We start from the raw sequence: 19,147 nt of genomic DNA, 5'->3' as shown, positions 1-19,147 counted from the left end.
GTTCGGGTCTCAGCGCAGCATGCCGCGGACGATGCCGGAGGCCTTGGAGAAATCCATCTGACCGGGAAACTTCTGCTTGAGCGTGTTCATGCACTTGCCCATGTCGCGCAGGCCGGCGGCGCCGGTATCCTCGACGACGGCGGCACAGGCCTGCTTGACTTCGTCCTCGCACATCTGTGCCGGCAGGAACTCGGCGATGACCTTCGATTCGTAGCGCTCCTGATCGGCCAGTTCGAGACGTCCGCCCTGCTCGTAGTCAGCCGCCGACGCCTTGCGCTGGCTGATCATCTTCGAAAGGATGCCGACAATCTCCTTGTCTGAGACCGGATCCTTGCCCGCATTCCGATTGGCGATGTCGCGATCCTTGACCGCCGCCAAAACCAGACGAAGCACCGATATCCGGCATTTGTCCTGTGAATTCTGAGCTTCTTTCAGCGCCGCATGAATGGCTTCACGCATGTCGAACTCCTGGTAAAGCTTCGTGAAGGATAGCCGCGCGGCATGCCCCATGCAAGTCCGCAACATCAACTTCAAAGCTTTGATTAAAAACGGTTTTCCCGACAGTCCACATTTTAGGCAACTGCCTTCCTGCTCCACCGGCAGCTGACATTCCAATGCCAGGTGCCCAAAGGTCACCCTTGGTGTCGAAGCGCCGGCGGTTGCGTTCGGAACCAATATGGTGTTTGCCTCCGCCGGCGACAAGCGGTCGCCGCCCGCGCCCCCAAACAAGAGTGTCACGATCATGTCAACCATTGCCGAAGCGCAAAGCACGCCCGCGCCCTGGTCGAAGCCGCGCGCCACCGCCGTCCTGGTCCTGGCCGACGGGACAGTGCTCGAGGGACAGGGTTTCGGCGCCACGGGCGAAACCGAGGCGGAACTGTGCTTCAACACCGCGCTGACCGGCTATCAGGAAATATTGACCGATCCGTCCTATGCCGGCCAGATCGTCACGTTCACGTTTCCGCACATCGGCAATATCGGCGCGAACGGCGAGGACATCGAGGACCTGACGCCGGCGCGGCGGGCCGGTGCCGTGGGTGCGGTCTTCAAGGCGCCGATCACCGATCCCTCGAACTATCGGGCGGCCGAGCATCTGGACGCCTGGCTGAAGGCGCGCGGCATCATCGCTCTCGCCGGCATCGACACGCGCGCGCTCACCGCGCACATTCGCGAGCATGGCGTGCCCAACGCGGTGATCGCCCATTCGCCTTCCGGCGACTTCGATCTGGACGCGCTGAAGGCGCGCGCGGCCGGCTGGGGCGGCCTGGTCGGCCTGGACCTTGCCAAGGAGGTCACATCGGGCCAGACATCGAGCTGGTCCGAAACGCCCTGGGTCTGGGACGAAGGCCATGGCGAGGCCGGCGAAACCGACATGCACATCGTCGCCATCGATTATGGCGTCAAGCGCAACATATTGCGGCTCATGGCCGGGCTCGGGGCAAAGGTGACGGTACTGCCGGCAACCGCAACGGCCGAAGAGGTGCTGGCACACGCGCCCGACGGCATATTCCTGTCCAACGGTCCGGGCGATCCGGCAGCTACCGGCGCCTATGCGGTTCCGGTGATCCGGGAACTGGCCGAAAGCGGCATTCCGCTTTTCGGTATCTGCCTGGGGCATCAGATGCTGGCGCTGGCGCTGGGCGCCAAGACCGTCAAGATGCACCAGGGCCATCACGGCGCGAACCATCCGGTCAAGGACCATACCACCGGCAAGGTGGAGATCGTCTCGATGAACCATGGTTTTGCCGTGGACGGCGCGTCGCTGCCCGACGGCGTCACCGGGACCCATGTGTCGCTGTTTGACGGCTCCAACTGTGGCCTCTCGGTCGATGGCAAGCCGGTCTTTTCGGTGCAGCATCATCCCGAGGCCTCGCCGGGTCCGCAGGACAGCCACTATCTTTTCCAGCGCTTTGCCAATCTGGTTCGAGAACGACAGGGCAAGCCGGCGCTCGCCGAACGCTGAGGCCGGACCACCTGCGACCAACGCCGCCGCAAACGCCCGCTTAACGAACCGGCGCAACCGCGGCTTTCCTCCGCTCCGCTTTGCGCTAATCTGGGGTGATGGGATCGTTCGATATCAACGCCCTGGCCACAGAGGCCGGTGAGACCGTGATCTGGCTGTCGCGCTATGTCGCGCAGCCATGGACAGTATACCAGTTGCTGATCGTCGCCGGCTGCTTCGCCCTGGCCTATCTGCTCTCGCTGCGGATCGAGCCGGTGCTCGAAGAACGTGCCCGGAAAATCAAGGGCAACCCGCGCCTGCTGCGCGTCATTTCCGCCTTCATGCGCAGGACCGAGTGGGTGCTGTTCCTTGTTTTCGTCGCGGTCGCGCGGGAAATCCTGCTGGCGACCACGTGGCCGAGCCGCGGCTACATCCTCTCGCTGGCGCTGGTGCTCGGCTTCACCTGGCTGGCGGCGTCGGTTCTGACGCGGATCATCCGCAACCGGGTGCTGGCCCGTTTCGTGGCGTTGTGCGTCTTCCTCTATGTCGCCACCGGCGTGCTGGGCATGCGCGGTCCGGTCACCGAGGCGCTCGACAATCTGGCGATCAATCTGGGAGACTTCCGGCTTTCAGCTCTGCTCGTCATCCGCACGATCGCTGTCACGGCGGTCCTGTTGTGGGCCGCGCATCTGGCGGGACGCTTCTTCGAGAACCGGATTTCGGCGTCCGCCGATCTGTCGCCCTCCTTCAAGGTCCTGGCCGGCAAAACGGTGCATATCGCGCTGACGGTGCTTGCCGGCGTCATCGCGCTCAACGCCGTCGGCATCGACCTGACGGCGCTGACGATCTTTTCAGGCGCCGTCGGCGTCGGCATCGGATTCGGCCTGCAGAAGGTTGTGTCCAACTTCATTTCGGGCGTCATCATCCTGGTCGACAAGTCGATCAAGCCGGGCGACACGATCGAGCTCGGCGACACGTTCGGCTGGATCAGGGAATTGCGCGGACGTTTCGTTTCGGTGATCACCCGTGACGGACGGGAATATCTGATCCCGAACGAGGATTTCATCACGCAGCAGGTCGTCAACTGGTCGTACTCGGACAATTTCATCCGGCTCGATGTCGATTTCGGCGTCTCCTACGACAGCGATCCGCATGAGGTCATCCGGATCGCTGTCGATGCGGCAAGCGCGGTCGACCGGGTCGTCGAGGAGAAAAAGCCGGTCTGCTGGATGACCGCTTTCGGCGCTTCATCGCTCGACTTCAAGCTGCGGTTCTGGATCACCGATCCGCAGGGCGGGCTGACCAACATTCGCGGCGCGGTCCTGATCGCATTGTGGGATGCGTTCAAGGAAGCCGGCATCGCAATCCCGTTCCCGCACCGCGAAATCATCATGCGCACACCTGTCGAACTGGTGCGAAGCGGCGGCCCGAAGGATTGAACCCCACGGGACGCCAGCGCTTTGCGGGCCTTGATCAGTTGGCCGGCTGACGTTGAGCGCCGCGGATGCGAAACGCCGCCATGAACAGCACCAGGAACGTGACGTTGAACACCGCGTTGACCGGCACGCCAGCGGCAATCGAGCCAAGCGAGTCGAGCACGAACCAGACGACCACCGGGAGCAGGACAAGCGTCCGCACCAGACCGGGTTCCCGCTCGGCCAGCCGCGTGGCAACCAGCCAGATCGTCATGCCCCAGCCGGCCATCACTCCGCCGCCGATGGCCAGTGCGAGCCGGGTTTCGCTGGCGGCAAGCGTCTGGGCGCCGTCGAGCGGCCAGGCGAACAAATCGACCAGAAATCGGATCAGACCGGCCAGTGGCGGCCAGGCGGCCATGGTGAAAAGGACGCCGAACGCCATGAGAATGACGGCTCCGGCCTTCAGGATACCCGTATGAACAGTCATGTACGCCTCCTTTGCTGCGATGGGCCAGCAATAGGAGCGTGGTCAGCCGTTCCGCAATTACCTGCCGGGTAAGTGACCAGCGGCCCGCATCTGGCTAGGCTGGACACGGTTGCGGCGATGGCGGGGCATATCATGGGACAGATGGCGGGCGATCAGACCGGTGAGCGGCAATTCGGATCGATGCTGCGCGTGTGGCGCAACACACGCCGGCTCAGCCAGCTTGACCTGGCGCTCGCATCAGACGTTTCAGCACGCCACATCTGCTTTCTGGAGACCGGGCGGGCGCGACCGAGCCGGTCGATGGTCATCCACCTGGCCGAGTTCCTGCACGTGCCGCACACGGACCGCAACGCGCTCTTGAACGCAGCCGGGTTCGCACCGGCCTATCGGGCGCGAACGCTGGACGAAGAGGCGATGCAGCCCGTCGAGCAGGCCGTGACATGGATGCTCGAGCGCCACGCGCCCTTCCCCGCGATCGTGCTCGACCGACACTGGAACATCGTCCGCGCCAATGCGCCCGCCGCAATGATGCTCTCCGCCGCGGGCATTGATGCCGGCGCCGACATGCTGTCGCTGTTCGGCGACCCGGCGCGCCTGGAGGCACTGATCGAGAACTGGCAGGACGTGGCGCGGCACATGGTGCTTCGCCTGCGCACCGAGGCGTTGCATTTCGGAGGTGACGCGGTGCTGTCGGAGGCTGCCGACCGGCTGGAGACAATCATTGCCGGACGGGACATGCCCGTCGATGGCACCATGCCGCCGTTCGTGCCGATCCGTTTCCGGCTGGGCGACGGCACGCTGTCGCTGTTTTCGGCCATCAGCCAGTTCGGGTCCGCCGAGGACATCGCGCTGGCCGACTGGAAGCTGGAGCTGTTCTTTCCGGCGAACGAAGACTCGCGTCAGATGCTCACGGCCATGGCGGGCGCCTGATCGCCCTCCGTTCAAACCCGTGCGTTGAACGTATCGCACGCGTCGAGCCGGCCCGTCTCGAAGCCGCGCGCAAACCAGGTCCGGCGCTGTTCGGCGGTGCCGTGAGAGAAGCTTTCGGGAACGATGAAGCCCTGCGTGCGCCGCTGGATCGTGTCGTCGCCGATCTGGGTGGCCGCGTTCAGCGCCTCCCGAAGATCGCCGCGCTCCAGAAGTCCGCGCTGAGCGGTGTGGTAGCCCCAGACACCGGCGAAGCAATCGGCCTGCAACTCGACGCGCACGGACATGGCGTTGGCCTCCGTACGGCTCATTTGCCGGCGCATTCGGTTGAACTCCGGCAGAACACCGATGACGTTCTGCACGTGATGTCCCACTTCATGGGCGATCACATAGGCCTGCGCGAAATCGCCGGAGGCATTGAACCGCCGCGCCAGTTCGTCGAAGAATTGCAGGTCGATGTAGAGCCGGGAGTCCGCCGGACAGTAGAACGGGCCTGATGCCGCGCCGGCAAAACCGCATGCCGAACGCACCTGTCCCTCGAACAGGACCAGCGTCGGTTCCGGATAATCGCCGCCCGCCTCGGCAAAGATCGCGTTCCATACATCTTCGGTCTCGGCGAGCACCGTTGCGACGAACTGCGTTGTGGCATCATCGCGGGCCGGTGATTGCGTCGGCGGCGCGCTGACGGTGGCCGGCCCGCCGCCGAGAAGACGCACCGGATCGATGCCCAGCGCACCGGCGACGACAACGATGACGACGATGAGGACGAGACCGCCCAACCCGCCGCGGCGGCCCGAAACGGGGATGCGAATTCCGCCTCCGCCCGCAGGCGATCGTCGCCTGCCGCGCCCGCGGCGGTCGTCGATGTTGCTGCTTTGGCGGCGCCCTCGCCAACGCATCGTCTTCTCCCTTTGACTGTACGGTCTTGTTGCGCAATTGTTCTGCGCGAGCAAGTTGAATTCGGATCAAACCCGGTCAAACGCCATGTCCGCCGCCATTCCGACAGGCGCTTCGCCCTTGCGCTTCACGGCGCCGCTCTACACGGCCGATGTCGGCCGGCTGGAGCGGATGCGCCCCATACGCGTGGTCATCCGCAGCTTTGCCTTCGGCCTGACCGGTCCCCACGATCCCGAACACATCATCGTGCCGGCCGGGTTCTGCTCGGACGGCGCCAGCGTGCCGCGGCTGTTCTGGGGCGTGATCGGCAATTGGGGCCAGTATGCCCAGGCCGCCATCGTCCACGATCTGATCTACGCCACGGGTCTTTTGGACCGTGCCGCCGCCGATCGCATCTTCCGCGAGGCAATCCAGGTGCTCGGCCGAGACACGGAGACCGATCTGCCGACCGCAAGGGGCCAGGTGTCCTCGTTCATCGGCTACTGGGCGGTTCAGCTGGGCGGCGCCGGCGGTTATCGCAACGGTCAGGCCAACTACACGGCGATGGCCCGGCGCGCCCTGACGCGAGCCGAAAAGCGCGATCCGGGCCTGGCGCGGCTGATTGTCACCGACTGGAACGATCTGATCGCAGCGCAGTCGCTTCCCGCGAGCGCGATCGAACGTCTGAATTCGCGCCAATAGCCCTTTCGCCACCGCGCGTAATCCCCTATAGCCCCGGTTCAGCCACAAACGAACAGCCCAACTGCGCGCCGGCCGGCCTTTCCGACCGGCGTTTGCGTGCAAAAAGAGACCGAAGACCCCATGCCCAAACGCACCGATATCGACACCGTACTGATCATCGGCGCGGGGCCGATCATCATCGGCCAGGCGTGCGAGTTCGACTATTCGGGAACCCAGGCCTGCAAGGCGCTCAAGCAGGAGGGCTACCGGATCGTCCTGGTCAACTCGAACCCGGCAACGATCATGACCGACCCGGATCTGGCGGACGCGACCTATATCGAGCCGATCACGCCCGAGGTCGTCGCCAAGATCATCGAAAAGGAGCGCACCGAACGCCCCGACGAGACAATGGTGCTGCTGCCGACCATGGGCGGGCAGACCGCTCTCAACACCGCGCTTTCGCTGAAGGCCATGGGCGTTCTGGACAAGCACGATGTCGAGATGATCGGCGCCAAGCCCGAAGCCATCGACAAGGCCGAGGACCGCAAGCTGTTCCGCGAAGCGATGGACCGGATCGGCCTTGAAAGCCCACGCTCGGTGCTGGTCAACGCCTCGGCGATCAAGGAAGAAGACCGCAAGGCGCACGAGGCGCGCCGGCAGAAGCTTCGTGATACGCTGTCCGGCAAGGAACTGGATGCGGCGCTCGACGCGCTGGAACTTGAATGGCGCGACGGTACCTCGGACCGCAAACAGCGATACATGACACACGCCATGGGCCTCGCCGCCCAGGCGCTGGACGAGGTCGGCCTGCCGGCGATCATACGCCCATCCTTCACGCTGGGCGGAACCGGCGGCGGCATCGCCTACAACCGGTCCGAGTTTTTCGAGATCGTCGAACGCGGTCTCGATGCATCGCCGACCACCGAGGTGCTGATCGATGAGAGCGTGCTTGGCTGGAAGGAATATGAGATGGAGGTCGTCCGCGACCGGGACGACAACTGCATCATCGTCTGTTCCATCGAAAATGTCGATCCGATGGGCGTGCACACGGGCGACTCGATCACGGTCGCGCCGGCGCTGACGCTGACCGACAAGGAATACCAGATCATGCGCAACGCCTCGATCGCGGTGTTGCGCGAGATCGGGGTCGAGACCGGCGGCTCGAACGTCCAGTTCGCCGTCAATCCGGACACTGGGCGCCTGGTCGTCATCGAGATGAACCCGCGCGTGTCGCGCTCCTCGGCGCTGGCGTCCAAAGCCACCGGCTTTCCGATCGCCAAGGTCGCCGCGAAACTGGCCGTCGGCTACACGCTGGACGAACTGGAAAACGACATTACGGGCGGCGCGACGCCGGCCTCGTTCGAACCGTCGATCGATTATGTGGTCACCAAGATCCCGCGCTTTGCCTTCGAGAAGTTTCCCGGCGCCGAACCGCTTCTGACGACCGCCATGAAATCGGTGGGAGAAGTGATGGCGATCGGGCGCACATTCGCCGAATCGCTGCAGAAAGCGCTACGCGGCCTTGAAACAGGGCTGACAGGGCTCGACGAGATCGAGATTCCGGGCATTGGCGAGGGCGACGACAAGAATGCGATCCGCGCCGCGCTGGGCACGCCGACGCCGGACAGGTTGCGCATGGTGGCGCAGGCGATGCGCCTTGGCTTCTCGCTCGAAGAGATTCACGCGGCCTGCAAGATCGACATGTGGTTCCTGCGTCAGCTCGAGGCGATCGTCGGCACCGAGGCGCGCGTGCGGGCCCATGGCCTTCCGGACGATGCGGCCAACATGCGCATGCTCAAGGCGATGGGCTTTTCCGACCAGCGCCTTGCAACCCTGACGGCAGCGGACGAGATGACCGTGCGCGCCCATCGCCAGGCGCTCGACGTGCATCCCGTCTACAAGCGCATCGACACCTGCGCGGCGGAGTTCGCCTCGCCGACCGCCTACATGTACTCGACCTATGAGACGCCGTTTGCCGGCGCACCGCGCTCCGAAGCCGGTGTGTCCGACCGCAAGAAGGTGGTGATCCTGGGCGGCGGTCCGAACCGGATCGGCCAGGGTATCGAGTTCGACTATTGCTGCTGTCACGCCGCCTTCGCGCTGGCCGAGGCCGGCTATGAAGCGATCATGGTCAACTGCAACCCCGAGACGGTGTCGACCGACTACGACACGTCGGACCGGCTCTATTTCGAGCCGCTGACGGTCGAGGACGTGCTCGAAATCCTGTCGGTCGAAAAAAGCGCCGGCACGCTGCACGGCGTGATCGTGCAGTTCGGCGGCCAGACGCCGCTGAAGCTTGCCAACGCGCTCGAAGCCGAGGGCATTCCGATCCTCGGCACCTCGCCGGACGCGATCGATCTGGCCGAGGACCGCGACCGGTTCCAGAAACTCCTGATCAAGCACGATCTGACCCAGCCCGAGAACGGCATCGCCTATTCGGTCGAACAAGCGCGGCTGGTGGCGACAAAGCTCGGATTCCCGCTGGTGGTGCGGCCATCCTATGTGCTCGGCGGGCGGGCGATGCAGATCGTCCGCGACGATCAGGCGCTCGATTCCTACCTGCTCGGCACGGTGCCCGAACTGATCCCCGAGGACATCAAGGCGCGCTATCCCAACGACAAGACGGGGCAGATCAACACGCTTCTGGGCACCAATCCGCTGCTGTTCGACACCTATCTGGCCGGCGCGATCGAGGTCGATGTGGATTGCCTGTGCGACGGCGACAATGTCCATGTGGCAGGCGTGATGGAGCATATCGAGGAGGCCGGCATCCATTCGGGCGACAGCGCCTGTTCGCTGCCGGTCCACTCGCTGTCTGCAGAAACCGTTGCCGAACTGGAGCGGCAATCTGAGGTGCTGGCACGCGCGCTCAATGTCGGCGGACTGATGAATGTGCAGTTCGCCATTCTCGACGGCACGGTCTATGTTCTCGAAGTCAATCCGCGCGCCTCGCGCACCGTGCCGTTCGTTGCAAAAGCGGTCGGCCGGCCGATCGCCAAGATCGCCGCGCGCATCATGGCCGGCGAGACACTGACCGACGCATCCGGCCATTACGGCACGCTTGTCGACAGCGGCGCGATCTCGCACATCGCGGTCAAGGAAGCGGTGTTCCCTTTCTCCAAATTCCCCGGCGTCGACACGCTGCTCGGCCCGGAAATGCGCTCGACCGGCGAAGTGATGGGGCTCGACGACGATTTCGCCGTGGCGTTCGCCAAGGCGCAACTGGGCGTGGGAACAGAGCTTCCGAAGACAGGCGCGGTCTTCATCTCGGTGCGCGATGGCGACAAGGCGCGCATTCTGGACACTGCGAAACTGTTCGAAAAACTCGGCTTCTCGGTGCTTGCGACGGGCGGCACGCAACGTTTTCTCGCCGACAGCGGCGTCAAAGCAACCAAGATCAACAAGGTGCTCGAAGGCCGGCCGCATATCGAGGACGCCATCCGCAACCGGCAGGTCCAGCTTGTGATCAACACGACCGAGGGCAAGAAGGCGCTGTCGGATTCAAAGTCGCTGCGCCGGGCGGCGCTCGAAAACAAGCTGCCCTATTTCACCACGATCGCCGGCGCGGTCGCCGCGGGCGAAGCCATCGCGGCGCTCGCACGTGGCGAGTTGGGCGTTAAACCGCTGCAGGCCTATCACGGCTGAGCCGGCTCGTCCTTCCGTGGTTCGATCGTCACGATGACCGGCGCATGATCCGACGTCAGGCGGCGCGGCTGGTCCAGATCGAAATGCGCATCGAAGACCTCATGGCGCACGACCGCACCGCGGTGGCGCGGATTGGCGGGGTTCAACCCGTTTGAGACGATGGCGTAGTCGAGAATGCTGGCGCGCTTGTTGGCATGGTAGGTGACGGGCCGCTCAAGCTCGGCGTGCGGCGGCAAGGCATAGGCGTCATAAAGCCGATGCGTGTACCGGCGAAACCGGTGCGCATCGGGCACGTCAGTCCACAACGTGCTGCCGACCGCAAAGATCGGATCGGCCTGCGTCAGGATCGACAGCGTGTGCGATCGCGGTCCTTCGTTCAGATCGCCGAGAATCACCACCGGCGCTTCGGTGTCTGCCTTCAGATCCTCGCGCACCTGCAGATAAAGGGCACCCGCTTCGGCCGCCCGTTTCGACACCTGATCGATGCCGGCAAACATGCGTTCGACGAAGAAGGTGTCGATGCGGGTGTCCCAGTCCTCGATCACATCGACGATCTCATCGTTGAACAGGGCGCCTTGCGACTTGAAGTGCGCGGAATAGACGACGGTCGGGCCAAGGTCCGGGCAATCGATCACGCAACGCAGCGGCCGCCGCGAATAGGTCGCCGCCCGGTCAAGGAGCGTCTGGTCGATGATCCGGTCGAACGTCTTGATCTCCTGGGCCGACGCAATCCGATGGCGCGAGGCGATCGCGACCGTCGAATTGACGAACACATCCGCATCGTTCTTCAGGAAGCGCGGCTCGGTGACACTGGCGAAATGCGGGTAGCCGGCCTGCACCACAAGCGACCGCAAATCCTCGACGGAAACGACCTCCTGGAAAGCGACAATGTCGGCGTCGATGACCGCGAGTGTCTCGGCGATCCAGCGCCGCTTGCTGTCCCATTGGTCCTCTTCATAGGTCAGGCCGCCCTCGCGCTCATGCCAGAAGATGCCGGGAACGGCGTAATTGAAAAGATTGAAGCTTGCCATTCGAAGGGTGGTCATGGCGCCGAACCGGAATTGCGTCACAGGGTGCGGGCCAGCATGCAACGGCAACGGCATCCAACGCCACTTACAATCGGGCATCTTTTGCCCTATTGAGAACGCCGAGAATTTCGGCGGTTCGCCAGCTTTGTGCTTGGCGGGCCGCTTTTATTTGATAACGTTCCGCTTTTGGCGGTGCGCTGCAAGCATGGGGAACGCGCGATGAACAAGGTGCCGATGACACGTGAGGGCTATGCGCAGTTGCAGGAGGAATTCCGCTGGCGCACCCAAGAGGAACGTCCGCGCATCATCGAGGCGATTGCCGAAGCCCGTGCCCACGGCGATTTGTCGGAGAACGCCGAGTATCACGCCGCCAAGGAGGCCCAGGGCCATAATGAAGGCCGGGTCTCCGAACTCGAGGGCCTGATCTCGCGTGCCGAGGTGATCGATGTCAGCGCAATGACCGGCGACACGGTGCGTTTCGGCGCCACGGTCACGCTGATCGACGAAGACACCGAGGAAGAGAAGATCTACCAGATCGTCGGCGACCAGGAGGCGGACGTCAAAGCGGGCAAGATCTCGATCTCCTCGCCGATCGCCCGCGCGCTGATCGGCAAGACGGTGGGCGATTCCGTTGAGGTGCAGGCGCCCGGCGGCGCGCGCGGCTACGAGATCGACGCGGTCAAGTTCGTCTGACCAGGTTCGTTCGCGAGGCCGGCCAGCCATGACAGAGACCGTCTCCGGCTACGTCTTCGGCCCGGCCGATCTGAAGATCGGACAAAGAGAGCCCGGCATCAGCGCCTTCATGCGCATCCGCAATGGCGAGGACTTCACGGAAGCTGCGATCGAAAGCCATATCGGCCATTTCGACGAGATCGTCGCGGTCTACAATCAGTGCAGCGATGCAACGCCGCAGATATTGGCCCGGCTCGCGCAGCGCCACGGGCCGAAACTGCGTGTCTTCCATTATGCCGACCGCGTCTTTCCGCCCGGGACCGATGGACATGTGCAGACGCCACCGGATTCGCCGGCCAGTGTGGTGAACTATTCCAATTTCGCGCTGGCGCGCACCACGCGGCAGATCGTCACCAAGCTCGACGACGACCATGTCGCGATGCGCGACCAGATGGGCGCGCTTGCGAAAGAAGCCCGTTCCGCGCCGTCGCTCAGCCGCGAAACCTTCTGCTACTCGGGGCTCAATCTGGCGCGCAATGCCGACGGCGGGCTCGCCCTGCCCGCCGAGGAGACCATGTGCGGCAATGGCGATCACTGGTTCGTCCGGCTGACGCCGGAAAATTTCTTCGTCAAGGACGAGCGGTTCGAGACCTTCCGCCACGGTTCCCAGCGACGCCGGTTCCGCGGTTTCACCTACTGGCACCTGAAATACCTCAAGCGCGGCGGCGGGTTTGCCAATTACGAACTCGGCGACAATCCGCAGAGCCGGTTCGCGCGCAAGCAGAAGAAGCGCCAGGCATCGGACGCGGTCGATCTTGCCACTGCGGCAGCAAACACGCGTCCCGCCTTTGTCGACAGCCTGCTGGCGCCGTTCGACGACAAGCGCCGTCTGCTGCGCGACCGCGCGCGCCGGATGCGCAAAGAGTTTGCCGGCCAGACGATCGAGGATGTGCTCACCGCCCGGACGCCAGGCTGGAGGCAGTGGTTCGGTGACGGCTGAGGCCTGTTTCGACGCTCATGCGGTGGGCGGGCGACGGAACCAGCGGCGGCCGATGCGGCGGTTTTCGCCCGCGCGGGCCGGATCCATGACGCTGCGTCCCGACCCGATATGGATGGCGACGCCGGGCAACTGAAAGACGACGCCAAAGCCACGGTCCTTCATTGCGCGCGAAATCGTCCGCTCGTTGCGATGATCCGCATAGGGCCCGGCCTCGATCCAGAACTCACGGCGCACAATGCCCGGATTGAACGAAAAGCCGTACCAGTCGCGGTGGGCGCGCTCCATGCGGGCATAGGTGTGTGGGCCGTGCGTGAAGCGTTTGGCGAACATGCGGTGACGCAGCTTGAGCGTGTCGAAGCGGCGAAAGCAGACGCTGGAGATCTTCGGATCGGAAGCGGCCAACGCGACCGCATCGGCGGCATCGACCGGCCCGTCGAAGCGGAAATCGTCTTCCATGTGGAAGATGAAGGGCGTTGCCACATCGCCATAGGCGCTGTCGATCGACCGGTGCTGACCGAGCCGGGGTTCATTGAGCCGGACCTCAACCTGCGGATAGCGCTCGCGGACGCGGTCGGCGAACGCGGCGTCAGCCGAATCCTCGGCGATGATGAAGCGCGCGGGCCGATGGTAGGCAAGGAAACTGTCGAGCGTCACGCTCAGAAGGTCGAACCGCCCGCAACTCGTCAAAACGCAGGTCACCGAATCGGGAATTTGTGAGATCGGCATTTTTGTCGTTCGTTCGATGTGCCAACTGCGCTAAGAATGGTCGCCGAACCGTCGCGCGGGTCGGCGGCCGATCAGCGGGTCTTGAACAGCGGGACCGTCCGATCCTAGCTATGGACGAGACACTAGGTCGGTGCGCTGCATTGTTCAACCGACCGCGTTGGGGCCGCCACAGGGGACACGACGCCGGGGCCTGATGCCGAACCGACAGGAAAGATCGAGACTGCCATGACCGAGACCATCCATTCACCCGTCCTGATCATCGGTTCGGGACCGGCCGGCTACACTGCGGCCATCTATGCGGCGCGCGCCATGCTCAAGCCGGTCATGGTTGCAGGCCTGCAGCAGGGCGGCCAGCTGATGATCACCAGCGAGGTGGAAAACTATCCGGGCTATGCCGAGGCCGTCGAAGGGCCGTGGATGATGGAGCAGATGCGCCTTCAGGCCGAGCATGTGGGCGCCGACATCCGCCATGACGTGATCACCGAGGTCGATCTCGACGTGCGCCCGTTCCGCGCCGTCGGCGACAGCGGCACCGTCTATACCGGCGATGCGCTGATCATCGCGACCGGCGCCCAGGCCAAATGGCTCGGCATCGAGAGCGAGCAGACCTATATGGGCTATGGCGTTTCGGCCTGCGCGACCTGCGACGGCTTCTTTTTCCGCGGCAAGGATGTGGTGGTGGTCGGCGGCGGCAACACCGCGGTCGAGGAAGCGCTGTATCTGTCGAACCTCGCCAAGTCCGTGACGCTGGTGCACCGGCGCGACGAATTGCGCGCCGAAAAGATCATGCAGGACCGGCTGTTCAGGAAAGACAATATCGAAGTCGTCTGGGACAGCACACTCGAGGAGATCGTCGGCGCAAAGTTCAACCCGGCGCTGCCCGCCGCGGTGACCGGCGTGCGGCTGAAGAATGTGCACACCGGAGCGGTCACCGAACTAGCGGCCGAAGGCGTCTTCATCGCCATCGGCCATGCGCCGGCGGTCGAACTGTTTGCAGGCAAGCTCAGGCAGAAGCCGAACGGCTATCTTTGGACGGCGCCCGATTCGACGGCCACATCGATGCCGGGCGTTTATGCGGCGGGCGACGTCACCGACGACATCTATCGCCAGGCCGTGACAGCCGCAGGGCTCGGCTGCATGGCGGCTCTGGAGGCCGAAAAATACCTCGCCGCGCAGGAAGCGCAGATGGAAGCGGCCGAATAGGCCCTTGTGGTAGGATAGCCGGGCCGGTGCGCCGGCAAGTTCGCAAGAAGGTCCGGCAATGCCGCTCGACTGGGACAAATTGCGGGTCTTTCACGCCGCGGCGCAGGCCGGCTCGTTCACGCAGGCCGGCGAAAAGCTGCACATTTCGCAATCGGCTGTCAGCCGGCAGGTCTCGGCCCTTGAAAGCGATATCGGCGCACCGCTCTTCAACCGGCATGCGCGCGGCCTGGTGCTGACCGAGCAGGGCGAACTTCTGTTCCGCACCGCGCACGACGTCTATCTGCAGCTCGAAAACGTCAAGGCGCGGCTCGTCGACACGACCGACAAACCGTCGGGCACCTTGCGCATAACAACCACCGTCGGACTGGGCTCGGGCTGGCTGACCTACCGGGTGCAGGAATTCCTCGAGCTTTATCCCGACATCAAGGTTCAGCTGGTCCTGTCGAACGAGGAACTGGATCTCAATCTGCGCCAGGCCGACTGCGCCATCCGCCTTCGCCAGCCGCAACAGCCGGACCTGATCCAGCGCCGGCTGTTCATCGTCCATTTCCACATCTATGCCTCGCCCGGCTATCTCGCCCGGTTCGGCACGCCGGCCACCGTTGACGATCTCGACGATCACCGGATCATCACCTTTGGCGAGCCGGCGCCGGACTATCTGCAGGAGCTCAATTCGCTGCTGACGCTGGGCCGCGAGGATGGCGAGCCGCGCCCGGCCGTGCTGGAGATCAACTCGATCATGTCGATCAAGCGGGCGGTGCAGCGCGGGGTCGGCATCGCCATGCTGCCCGACTATGCGGTCGAGCGTGACACGGGACTGGTGCGTGTGGTCGAAGGCGTCGCCCTGCCCTCGTTCGACACCTATTTCGCCTATGCCGAATCGATGCGCTCATCGGCCAAGCTGCAGGCGTTTCGCGATTTCCTGTTCGCCAAGGCGCGCGGCTGGGAGTTTTAGGCGCTCCACGATCGTACCGGTGGCGGGTGCACTGCACATAGACCGAGAGCCCAAATGGGCCGGCTGCCCGTTTTTGGGGCGCATTCCTCGCGCTATTGGTGAAAAAGGCGGCTTGAGGCGCCTGTTTGCTACCGATTGCCGCATCAGCCATGCAGTTTTGCATATGTGCAATGCACAAAATGCAATTGAATGCATCGGGGGCGGGGGCCATATTCCTCTCATCAGGAACGCGGTCACCTCCTCCCGACCGTTACCTGAATGTGTTTTGCAGGAGCACCTCCTCCCGCTTCTGCAACTCTCATTGAGCCGGACCGCTACCTCCTCCCAGCGGTCCGGCTTTTTTGTCTCCATTCTCCAACTGACATTGCAGTCGTCTGCGCTAAGCTGGGCACAATGGCCGCCGCTTACAGACTCGCGCAACCGAATCGGCCTAGCTTGACTTGCACGCTTGGTTCTGCTTTTGTTCTTTTGGGGAGTTCAGCAATGAATGTCGAAACGAGAAGCGCCGGGCAGGACCTTTTGATGCGTACGGGTGGCGACACGTTCAGTACAATTCTCGCGGATCCGCCTTGGCGCTTTCAGAACAGGACCGGGAAGGTGGCTCCCGAACACAGGCGCCTTTCGCGCTACGGGACCATGACGCTTGATGACATCTGTGCTCTGCCGGTTTCAGATGTGGCCGAGCACACGGCCCACCTTTATCTCTGGGTGCCAAACGCATTGCTGCCCGAAGGACTGCAGGTCATGCAAGCTTGGGGTTTCCAGTACAAGTCCAACATCGTCTGGCATAAGGTGCGCAAGGATGGGGGCTCCGACGGTCGTGGAGTCGGCTTCTATTTCCGCAACGTGACCGAGATCATTCTGTTCGGTGTTCGCGGAAAGAATGCTCGCACGCTGCCGCCTGCCCGCAGTCAGGTCAACATGATCCAAACCCGCAAGCGGGAGCATTCCCGCAAGCCGGACGAGCAATATGACGTGATCGAGGACTGCTCACCCGGCCCCTATCTGGAACTGTTTGCACGCGGAACGCGTCCTGGATGGACTTACTGGGGTGATCAGGCCGACGACGATTACAAGCCGACCTGGAAAACCTATGCCTACAACTCGTCGGTCGAGGCGGCCGAATAGTCAAAACTGACCACCGAGTCCGGGATACCGATAAGAACCAGAGGACATGGGTTGCCGACACCGCGCAGCACACGGTCCTGCAGTTTTCGCCAATGGGTCGTCGCCTCGCCAAATTTGTCGGCGACGAACCAATCCACCCAGGCATTGCGAAAGCTGCCGGACCTCTCGGCGCGGGCCGTTATGTTCTCGCGCTGTCGCCGCGTTGGCGAATAGCCGAATGCATCCAAAGTGGCAAAATCTGTGATTTGGTTTTCGTCAGCGAAACGGCCAATGATACCCCGCATATTTGCATGGAGCGACGCCCCCCGCGTTATCAGGCCCGCTATTGAAATCGCGCCTTCAGCATGCAGCCGCTTGAAGTTTTCCAGATCGCGGTCGAAGAAGGGGTCCTTGTTGTTCCATTCTATCTCTAGAGCGAACGTGCGACCGTCTGAGCCGAACGACTTCACATGATCAATCTCATGAGAAAGCGAGGCGACCTCTCGGCCTTCGTCGCCCTCGTCCCAGCGGACGATCTTCTTGATCTCAATGTTGCGCTTTAGCCACCCTTTGCCAGCCAAGTCGCGTCGAAGACGTTGAGTCAGTTTTGTTTCACCACCGCCGCTGCCAACTATCTCAAGAACCGGAAGCGACAGCGCCAGCAATGCCTCTTCCAACTCGTCAACAGCCTCGGGGAAATCTCCCATCATGATGGCCTCAGCGTGGTGAAGCGTCAGCACGTCGAAGCCGGCATCTTTCAATCGCTCAAACACGGCCCAATCGCCTTTACCGCGTCAGGCGCTTATACGTCACCCGCTTCGGATTGACGCTTTCGGGGCCGAGCCGCCTGATCTTGTCCTGCTCATAATCCTCGAAATTGCCCTCGAACCATTCGACATGGCTGTCGCCTTCGAACGACAATATGTGCGTGGCGAGGCGGTCGAGGAACATGCGGTCGTGGCTGATGACGACGGCGCAGCCGGCGAAGTTTTCCAGCGCCTCTTCGAGCGCTGCCAGCGTTTCGGTATCGAGGTCGTTGGTCGGCTCGTCGAGCAGCAGCACATTGCCGCCCTCTTTCAGCATCTTGGCCAGATGGACACGGTTGCGCTGGCCGCCCGACAGCGTGCCGACCTTCTGCTGCTGGTCGCCGCCCTTGAAGTTGAAGGCGCCGCAATAGGCGCGCGAATTCATCTCGTGCGGACCAAGCTTGATGATGTCGTTGCCGCCGGAGATCTCCTCCCAGACTGTCTTGTCGGGATCGAGCGCATCTCGGCTCTGGTCGACATAGGACAGGTTCACCGTGTCACCGACGGTGATCCGGCCACTGTCGGGCTTTTCCTGCCCGGTGATCATGCGGAAGAGCGTCGACTTGCCGGCGCCGTTCGGCCCGATCACGCCGACAATGCCGCCCGGCGGCAGCTTGAAGTCCAGATCGTCGATCAGCAGGCGGTCGTCATAGCCCTTGGTCAGACCCTCGGCCTCGATCACCGTGTTGCCGAGACGCTCGCCGGCCGGGATGATGATCTGCGCGTCTCCGGGACGGCGGTCATTGGCCGATTTGACCAGTTCGTCATAGGCCTTGATGCGGGCCTTGGACTTGGCCTGCCGGGCCTTGGGCGAGGCGGAAATCCACTCGGCCTCGCGGGCCAGCGCCTTCTGGCGCGAGGCCTCCTCGCGGCCCTCCTGCGCCATGCGCTTGGCCTTGGCCTCCAGATAGGCGGTGTAGTTGCCCTCATAGGGAATGCCGCGGCCGCGATCGAGTTCGAGGATCCAGCCGGTCACATTGTCGAGGAAGTAGCGGTCGTGGGTGATCATCAGGACCGAGCCGGGATATTCGCGCAGATGCTTTTCGAGCCAGGCGATGGTCTCGGCATCCAGATGGTTGGTCGGCTCGTCCAGCAGCAGCAGATCGGGCTGGCGCAGCAGCAATTGGCACAGCGCGACGCGGCGCTTTTCGCCGCCGGACAAATGGACCACCTCGCTGTCGCCGGGCGGGCAGCGCAGCGCGTCCATCGCCATTTCGACCTGGCTGTCGAGATCCCAAAGGTTCTGGCTGTCGATGACGTCCTGGAGTTTGGCGCCTTCCTCGGCGGTCTCGTCGGAATAGTTCATCATCAGTTCGTTGTAGCGGTCGAGGATCGCCTTCTTGTCGGCGACGCCCTCCATGACGTTCTCCATCACGGTCTTGGTTTCGTCGAGCTGCGGCTCCTGCGGCAGGTAGCCGCGCGTTGCGCCCTCGGCCAGCCAGGCTTCGCCGGTGAACTCGGTGTCGAGCCCCGCCATGATGCGCAGAACCGTGGATTTACCGGCGCCGTTCGGACCCAGTATGCCGATCTTGGCGTCCGGGTAGAAGGACAGGTGGATGTTCTCGAGAACCTTCTTGGAGCCATAGGCCTTGTTGAGGCCGGACATGTGATAGATGAACTGGCGTGCCACGCGCGCGCTCCCGTCTGATGATGGGTGGAATTTGCGGTTCCTTAGGC

17 protein-coding genes are annotated in these 19,147 nt (G+C 63.4%); 10 read left to right on the top strand and 7 right to left on the bottom strand.

Going from position 1 to position 19,147, the window contains the following annotated elements:
- Window positions 1-9: 9 nt before the first annotated feature.
- Complete coding sequence (locus ACOQOU_RS14405) at window positions 10-744, bottom strand: GatB/YqeY domain-containing protein (protein WP_342633475.1); 735 nt, start codon at window positions 742-744, stop codon at window positions 10-12.
- On the opposite strand from ACOQOU_RS14405, the gene carA reads away from it, so the two are divergent.
- Together carA and ACOQOU_RS14395 are read left to right on the top strand one after the other, a co-directional pair.
- A complete protein-coding gene (carA, locus tag ACOQOU_RS14400) occupies window positions 743-1,963 on the top strand; it encodes a glutamine-hydrolyzing carbamoyl-phosphate synthase small subunit (RefSeq protein ID WP_306024502.1) in 1,221 nt (406 codons plus the stop codon). The genes ACOQOU_RS14405 and carA overlap by 2 nt on opposite strands.
- 98 nt (window positions 1,964-2,061) lie before the next feature.
- Entirely contained in the window at window positions 2,062-3,381 is a 1,320-nt protein-coding gene (locus tag ACOQOU_RS14395; RefSeq protein WP_109769155.1) for a mechanosensitive ion channel family protein, read from the top strand.
- 34 nt (window positions 3,382-3,415) lie between these two features.
- Here ACOQOU_RS14395 and ACOQOU_RS14390 read toward each other — a convergent pair whose 3' ends face one another.
- Entirely contained in the window at window positions 3,416-3,844 is a 429-nt protein-coding gene (locus ACOQOU_RS14390; protein WP_109769154.1) for a hypothetical protein, read from the bottom strand.
- A gap of 132 nt (window positions 3,845-3,976) precedes the next feature.
- Between ACOQOU_RS14390 and ACOQOU_RS14385 the strand changes: the two genes are divergently transcribed.
- Window positions 3,977-4,774 (top strand): helix-turn-helix domain-containing protein, encoded by a 798-nt coding sequence (locus ACOQOU_RS14385; protein WP_306024501.1) that lies wholly within the window; start codon window positions 3,977-3,979, stop codon window positions 4,772-4,774.
- 11 nt (window positions 4,775-4,785) lie between these two features.
- On the opposite strand, the gene ACOQOU_RS14380 is transcribed toward ACOQOU_RS14385, so the two are convergent.
- Entirely contained in the window at window positions 4,786-5,670 is an 885-nt protein-coding gene (locus tag ACOQOU_RS14380; RefSeq protein WP_306024500.1) for a neutral zinc metallopeptidase, read from the bottom strand.
- Between the two features lie 85 nt (window positions 5,671-5,755).
- On the opposite strand from ACOQOU_RS14380, the gene ACOQOU_RS14375 reads away from it, so the two are divergent.
- Together ACOQOU_RS14375 and carB are read left to right on the top strand one after the other, a co-directional pair.
- Window positions 5,756-6,349 (top strand): DUF1353 domain-containing protein, encoded by a 594-nt coding sequence (locus tag ACOQOU_RS14375; protein ID WP_120222714.1) that lies wholly within the window; start codon window positions 5,756-5,758, stop codon window positions 6,347-6,349.
- A 120-nt stretch (window positions 6,350-6,469) separates the two neighbouring features.
- The gene (gene carB, locus ACOQOU_RS14370) at window positions 6,470-9,973 is read left to right on the top strand and encodes a carbamoyl-phosphate synthase large subunit (RefSeq protein ID WP_306024499.1); all 3,504 of its coding nucleotides are present in this window, start codon (window positions 6,470-6,472) and stop codon (window positions 9,971-9,973) included.
- On the opposite strand, the gene ACOQOU_RS14365 is transcribed toward carB, so the two are convergent.
- The gene (locus tag ACOQOU_RS14365; RefSeq protein ID WP_158585240.1) at window positions 9,964-11,019 is read right to left on the bottom strand and encodes an endonuclease/exonuclease/phosphatase family protein; all 1,056 of its coding nucleotides are present in this window, start codon (window positions 11,017-11,019) and stop codon (window positions 9,964-9,966) included. The genes carB and ACOQOU_RS14365 overlap by 10 nt on opposite strands.
- Before the next feature lie 201 nt (window positions 11,020-11,220).
- Between ACOQOU_RS14365 and greA the strand changes: the two genes are divergently transcribed.
- Both greA and ACOQOU_RS14355 read left to right on the top strand, forming a co-directional pair.
- On the top strand, window positions 11,221-11,694 hold the full coding sequence (gene greA, locus ACOQOU_RS14360; protein ID WP_109769160.1) for a transcription elongation factor GreA: 474 nt from the start codon (window positions 11,221-11,223) through the stop codon (window positions 11,692-11,694).
- 28 nt (window positions 11,695-11,722) lie between these two features.
- Window positions 11,723-12,673 carry a glycosyl transferase gene (locus ACOQOU_RS14355; protein ID WP_109769150.1) on the top strand — a complete coding sequence of 317 codons (951 nt, stop codon included), beginning with the start codon at window positions 11,723-11,725 and terminating at the stop codon, window positions 12,671-12,673.
- A 15-nt stretch (window positions 12,674-12,688) separates the two neighbouring features.
- Here ACOQOU_RS14355 and ACOQOU_RS14350 read toward each other — a convergent pair whose 3' ends face one another.
- Complete coding sequence (locus ACOQOU_RS14350) at window positions 12,689-13,399, bottom strand: hypothetical protein (RefSeq protein WP_109769149.1); 711 nt, start codon at window positions 13,397-13,399, stop codon at window positions 12,689-12,691.
- A 225-nt stretch (window positions 13,400-13,624) separates the two neighbouring features.
- On the opposite strand from ACOQOU_RS14350, the gene trxB reads away from it, so the two are divergent.
- The 3 genes from trxB to ACOQOU_RS14335 all read left to right on the top strand — a co-directional run bounded on the left by trxB (window position 13,625) and on the right by ACOQOU_RS14335 (window position 16,685).
- Window positions 13,625-14,602: a thioredoxin-disulfide reductase gene (trxB, locus tag ACOQOU_RS14345; RefSeq protein ID WP_306024498.1), complete on the top strand. Its 978-nt coding sequence runs from the start codon at window positions 13,625-13,627 to the stop codon at window positions 14,600-14,602.
- A gap of 58 nt (window positions 14,603-14,660) precedes the next feature.
- A complete protein-coding gene (locus ACOQOU_RS14340) occupies window positions 14,661-15,557 on the top strand; it encodes a LysR family transcriptional regulator (protein WP_109769147.1) in 897 nt (298 codons plus the stop codon).
- 483 nt (window positions 15,558-16,040) lie between these two features.
- Complete coding sequence (locus tag ACOQOU_RS14335) at window positions 16,041-16,685, top strand: MT-A70 family methyltransferase (protein WP_306024497.1); 645 nt, start codon at window positions 16,041-16,043, stop codon at window positions 16,683-16,685.
- On the opposite strand, the gene ACOQOU_RS14330 is transcribed toward ACOQOU_RS14335, so the two are convergent.
- Complete coding sequence (locus ACOQOU_RS14330; RefSeq protein ID WP_306024496.1) at window positions 16,655-17,437, bottom strand: BglII/BstYI family type II restriction endonuclease; 783 nt, start codon at window positions 17,435-17,437, stop codon at window positions 16,655-16,657. The genes ACOQOU_RS14335 and ACOQOU_RS14330 overlap by 31 nt on opposite strands.
- A 13-nt stretch (window positions 17,438-17,450) precedes the next feature.
- Complete coding sequence (gene ettA / locus ACOQOU_RS14325) at window positions 17,451-19,100, bottom strand: energy-dependent translational throttle protein EttA (RefSeq protein WP_306024495.1); 1,650 nt, start codon at window positions 19,098-19,100, stop codon at window positions 17,451-17,453.
- Window positions 19,101-19,147 lie beyond the last annotated feature (47 nt).

Origin of the sequence: Oceaniradius stylonematis (assembly GCF_965223445.1) — a bacterium.
Lineage (GTDB): Bacteria > Pseudomonadota > Alphaproteobacteria > Rhizobiales > Rhizobiaceae > Roseitalea > Roseitalea stylonematis.
Note: the sequence above shows the minus strand (reverse complement) of the source record. Positions and strands in the feature narration are given on the sequence as shown.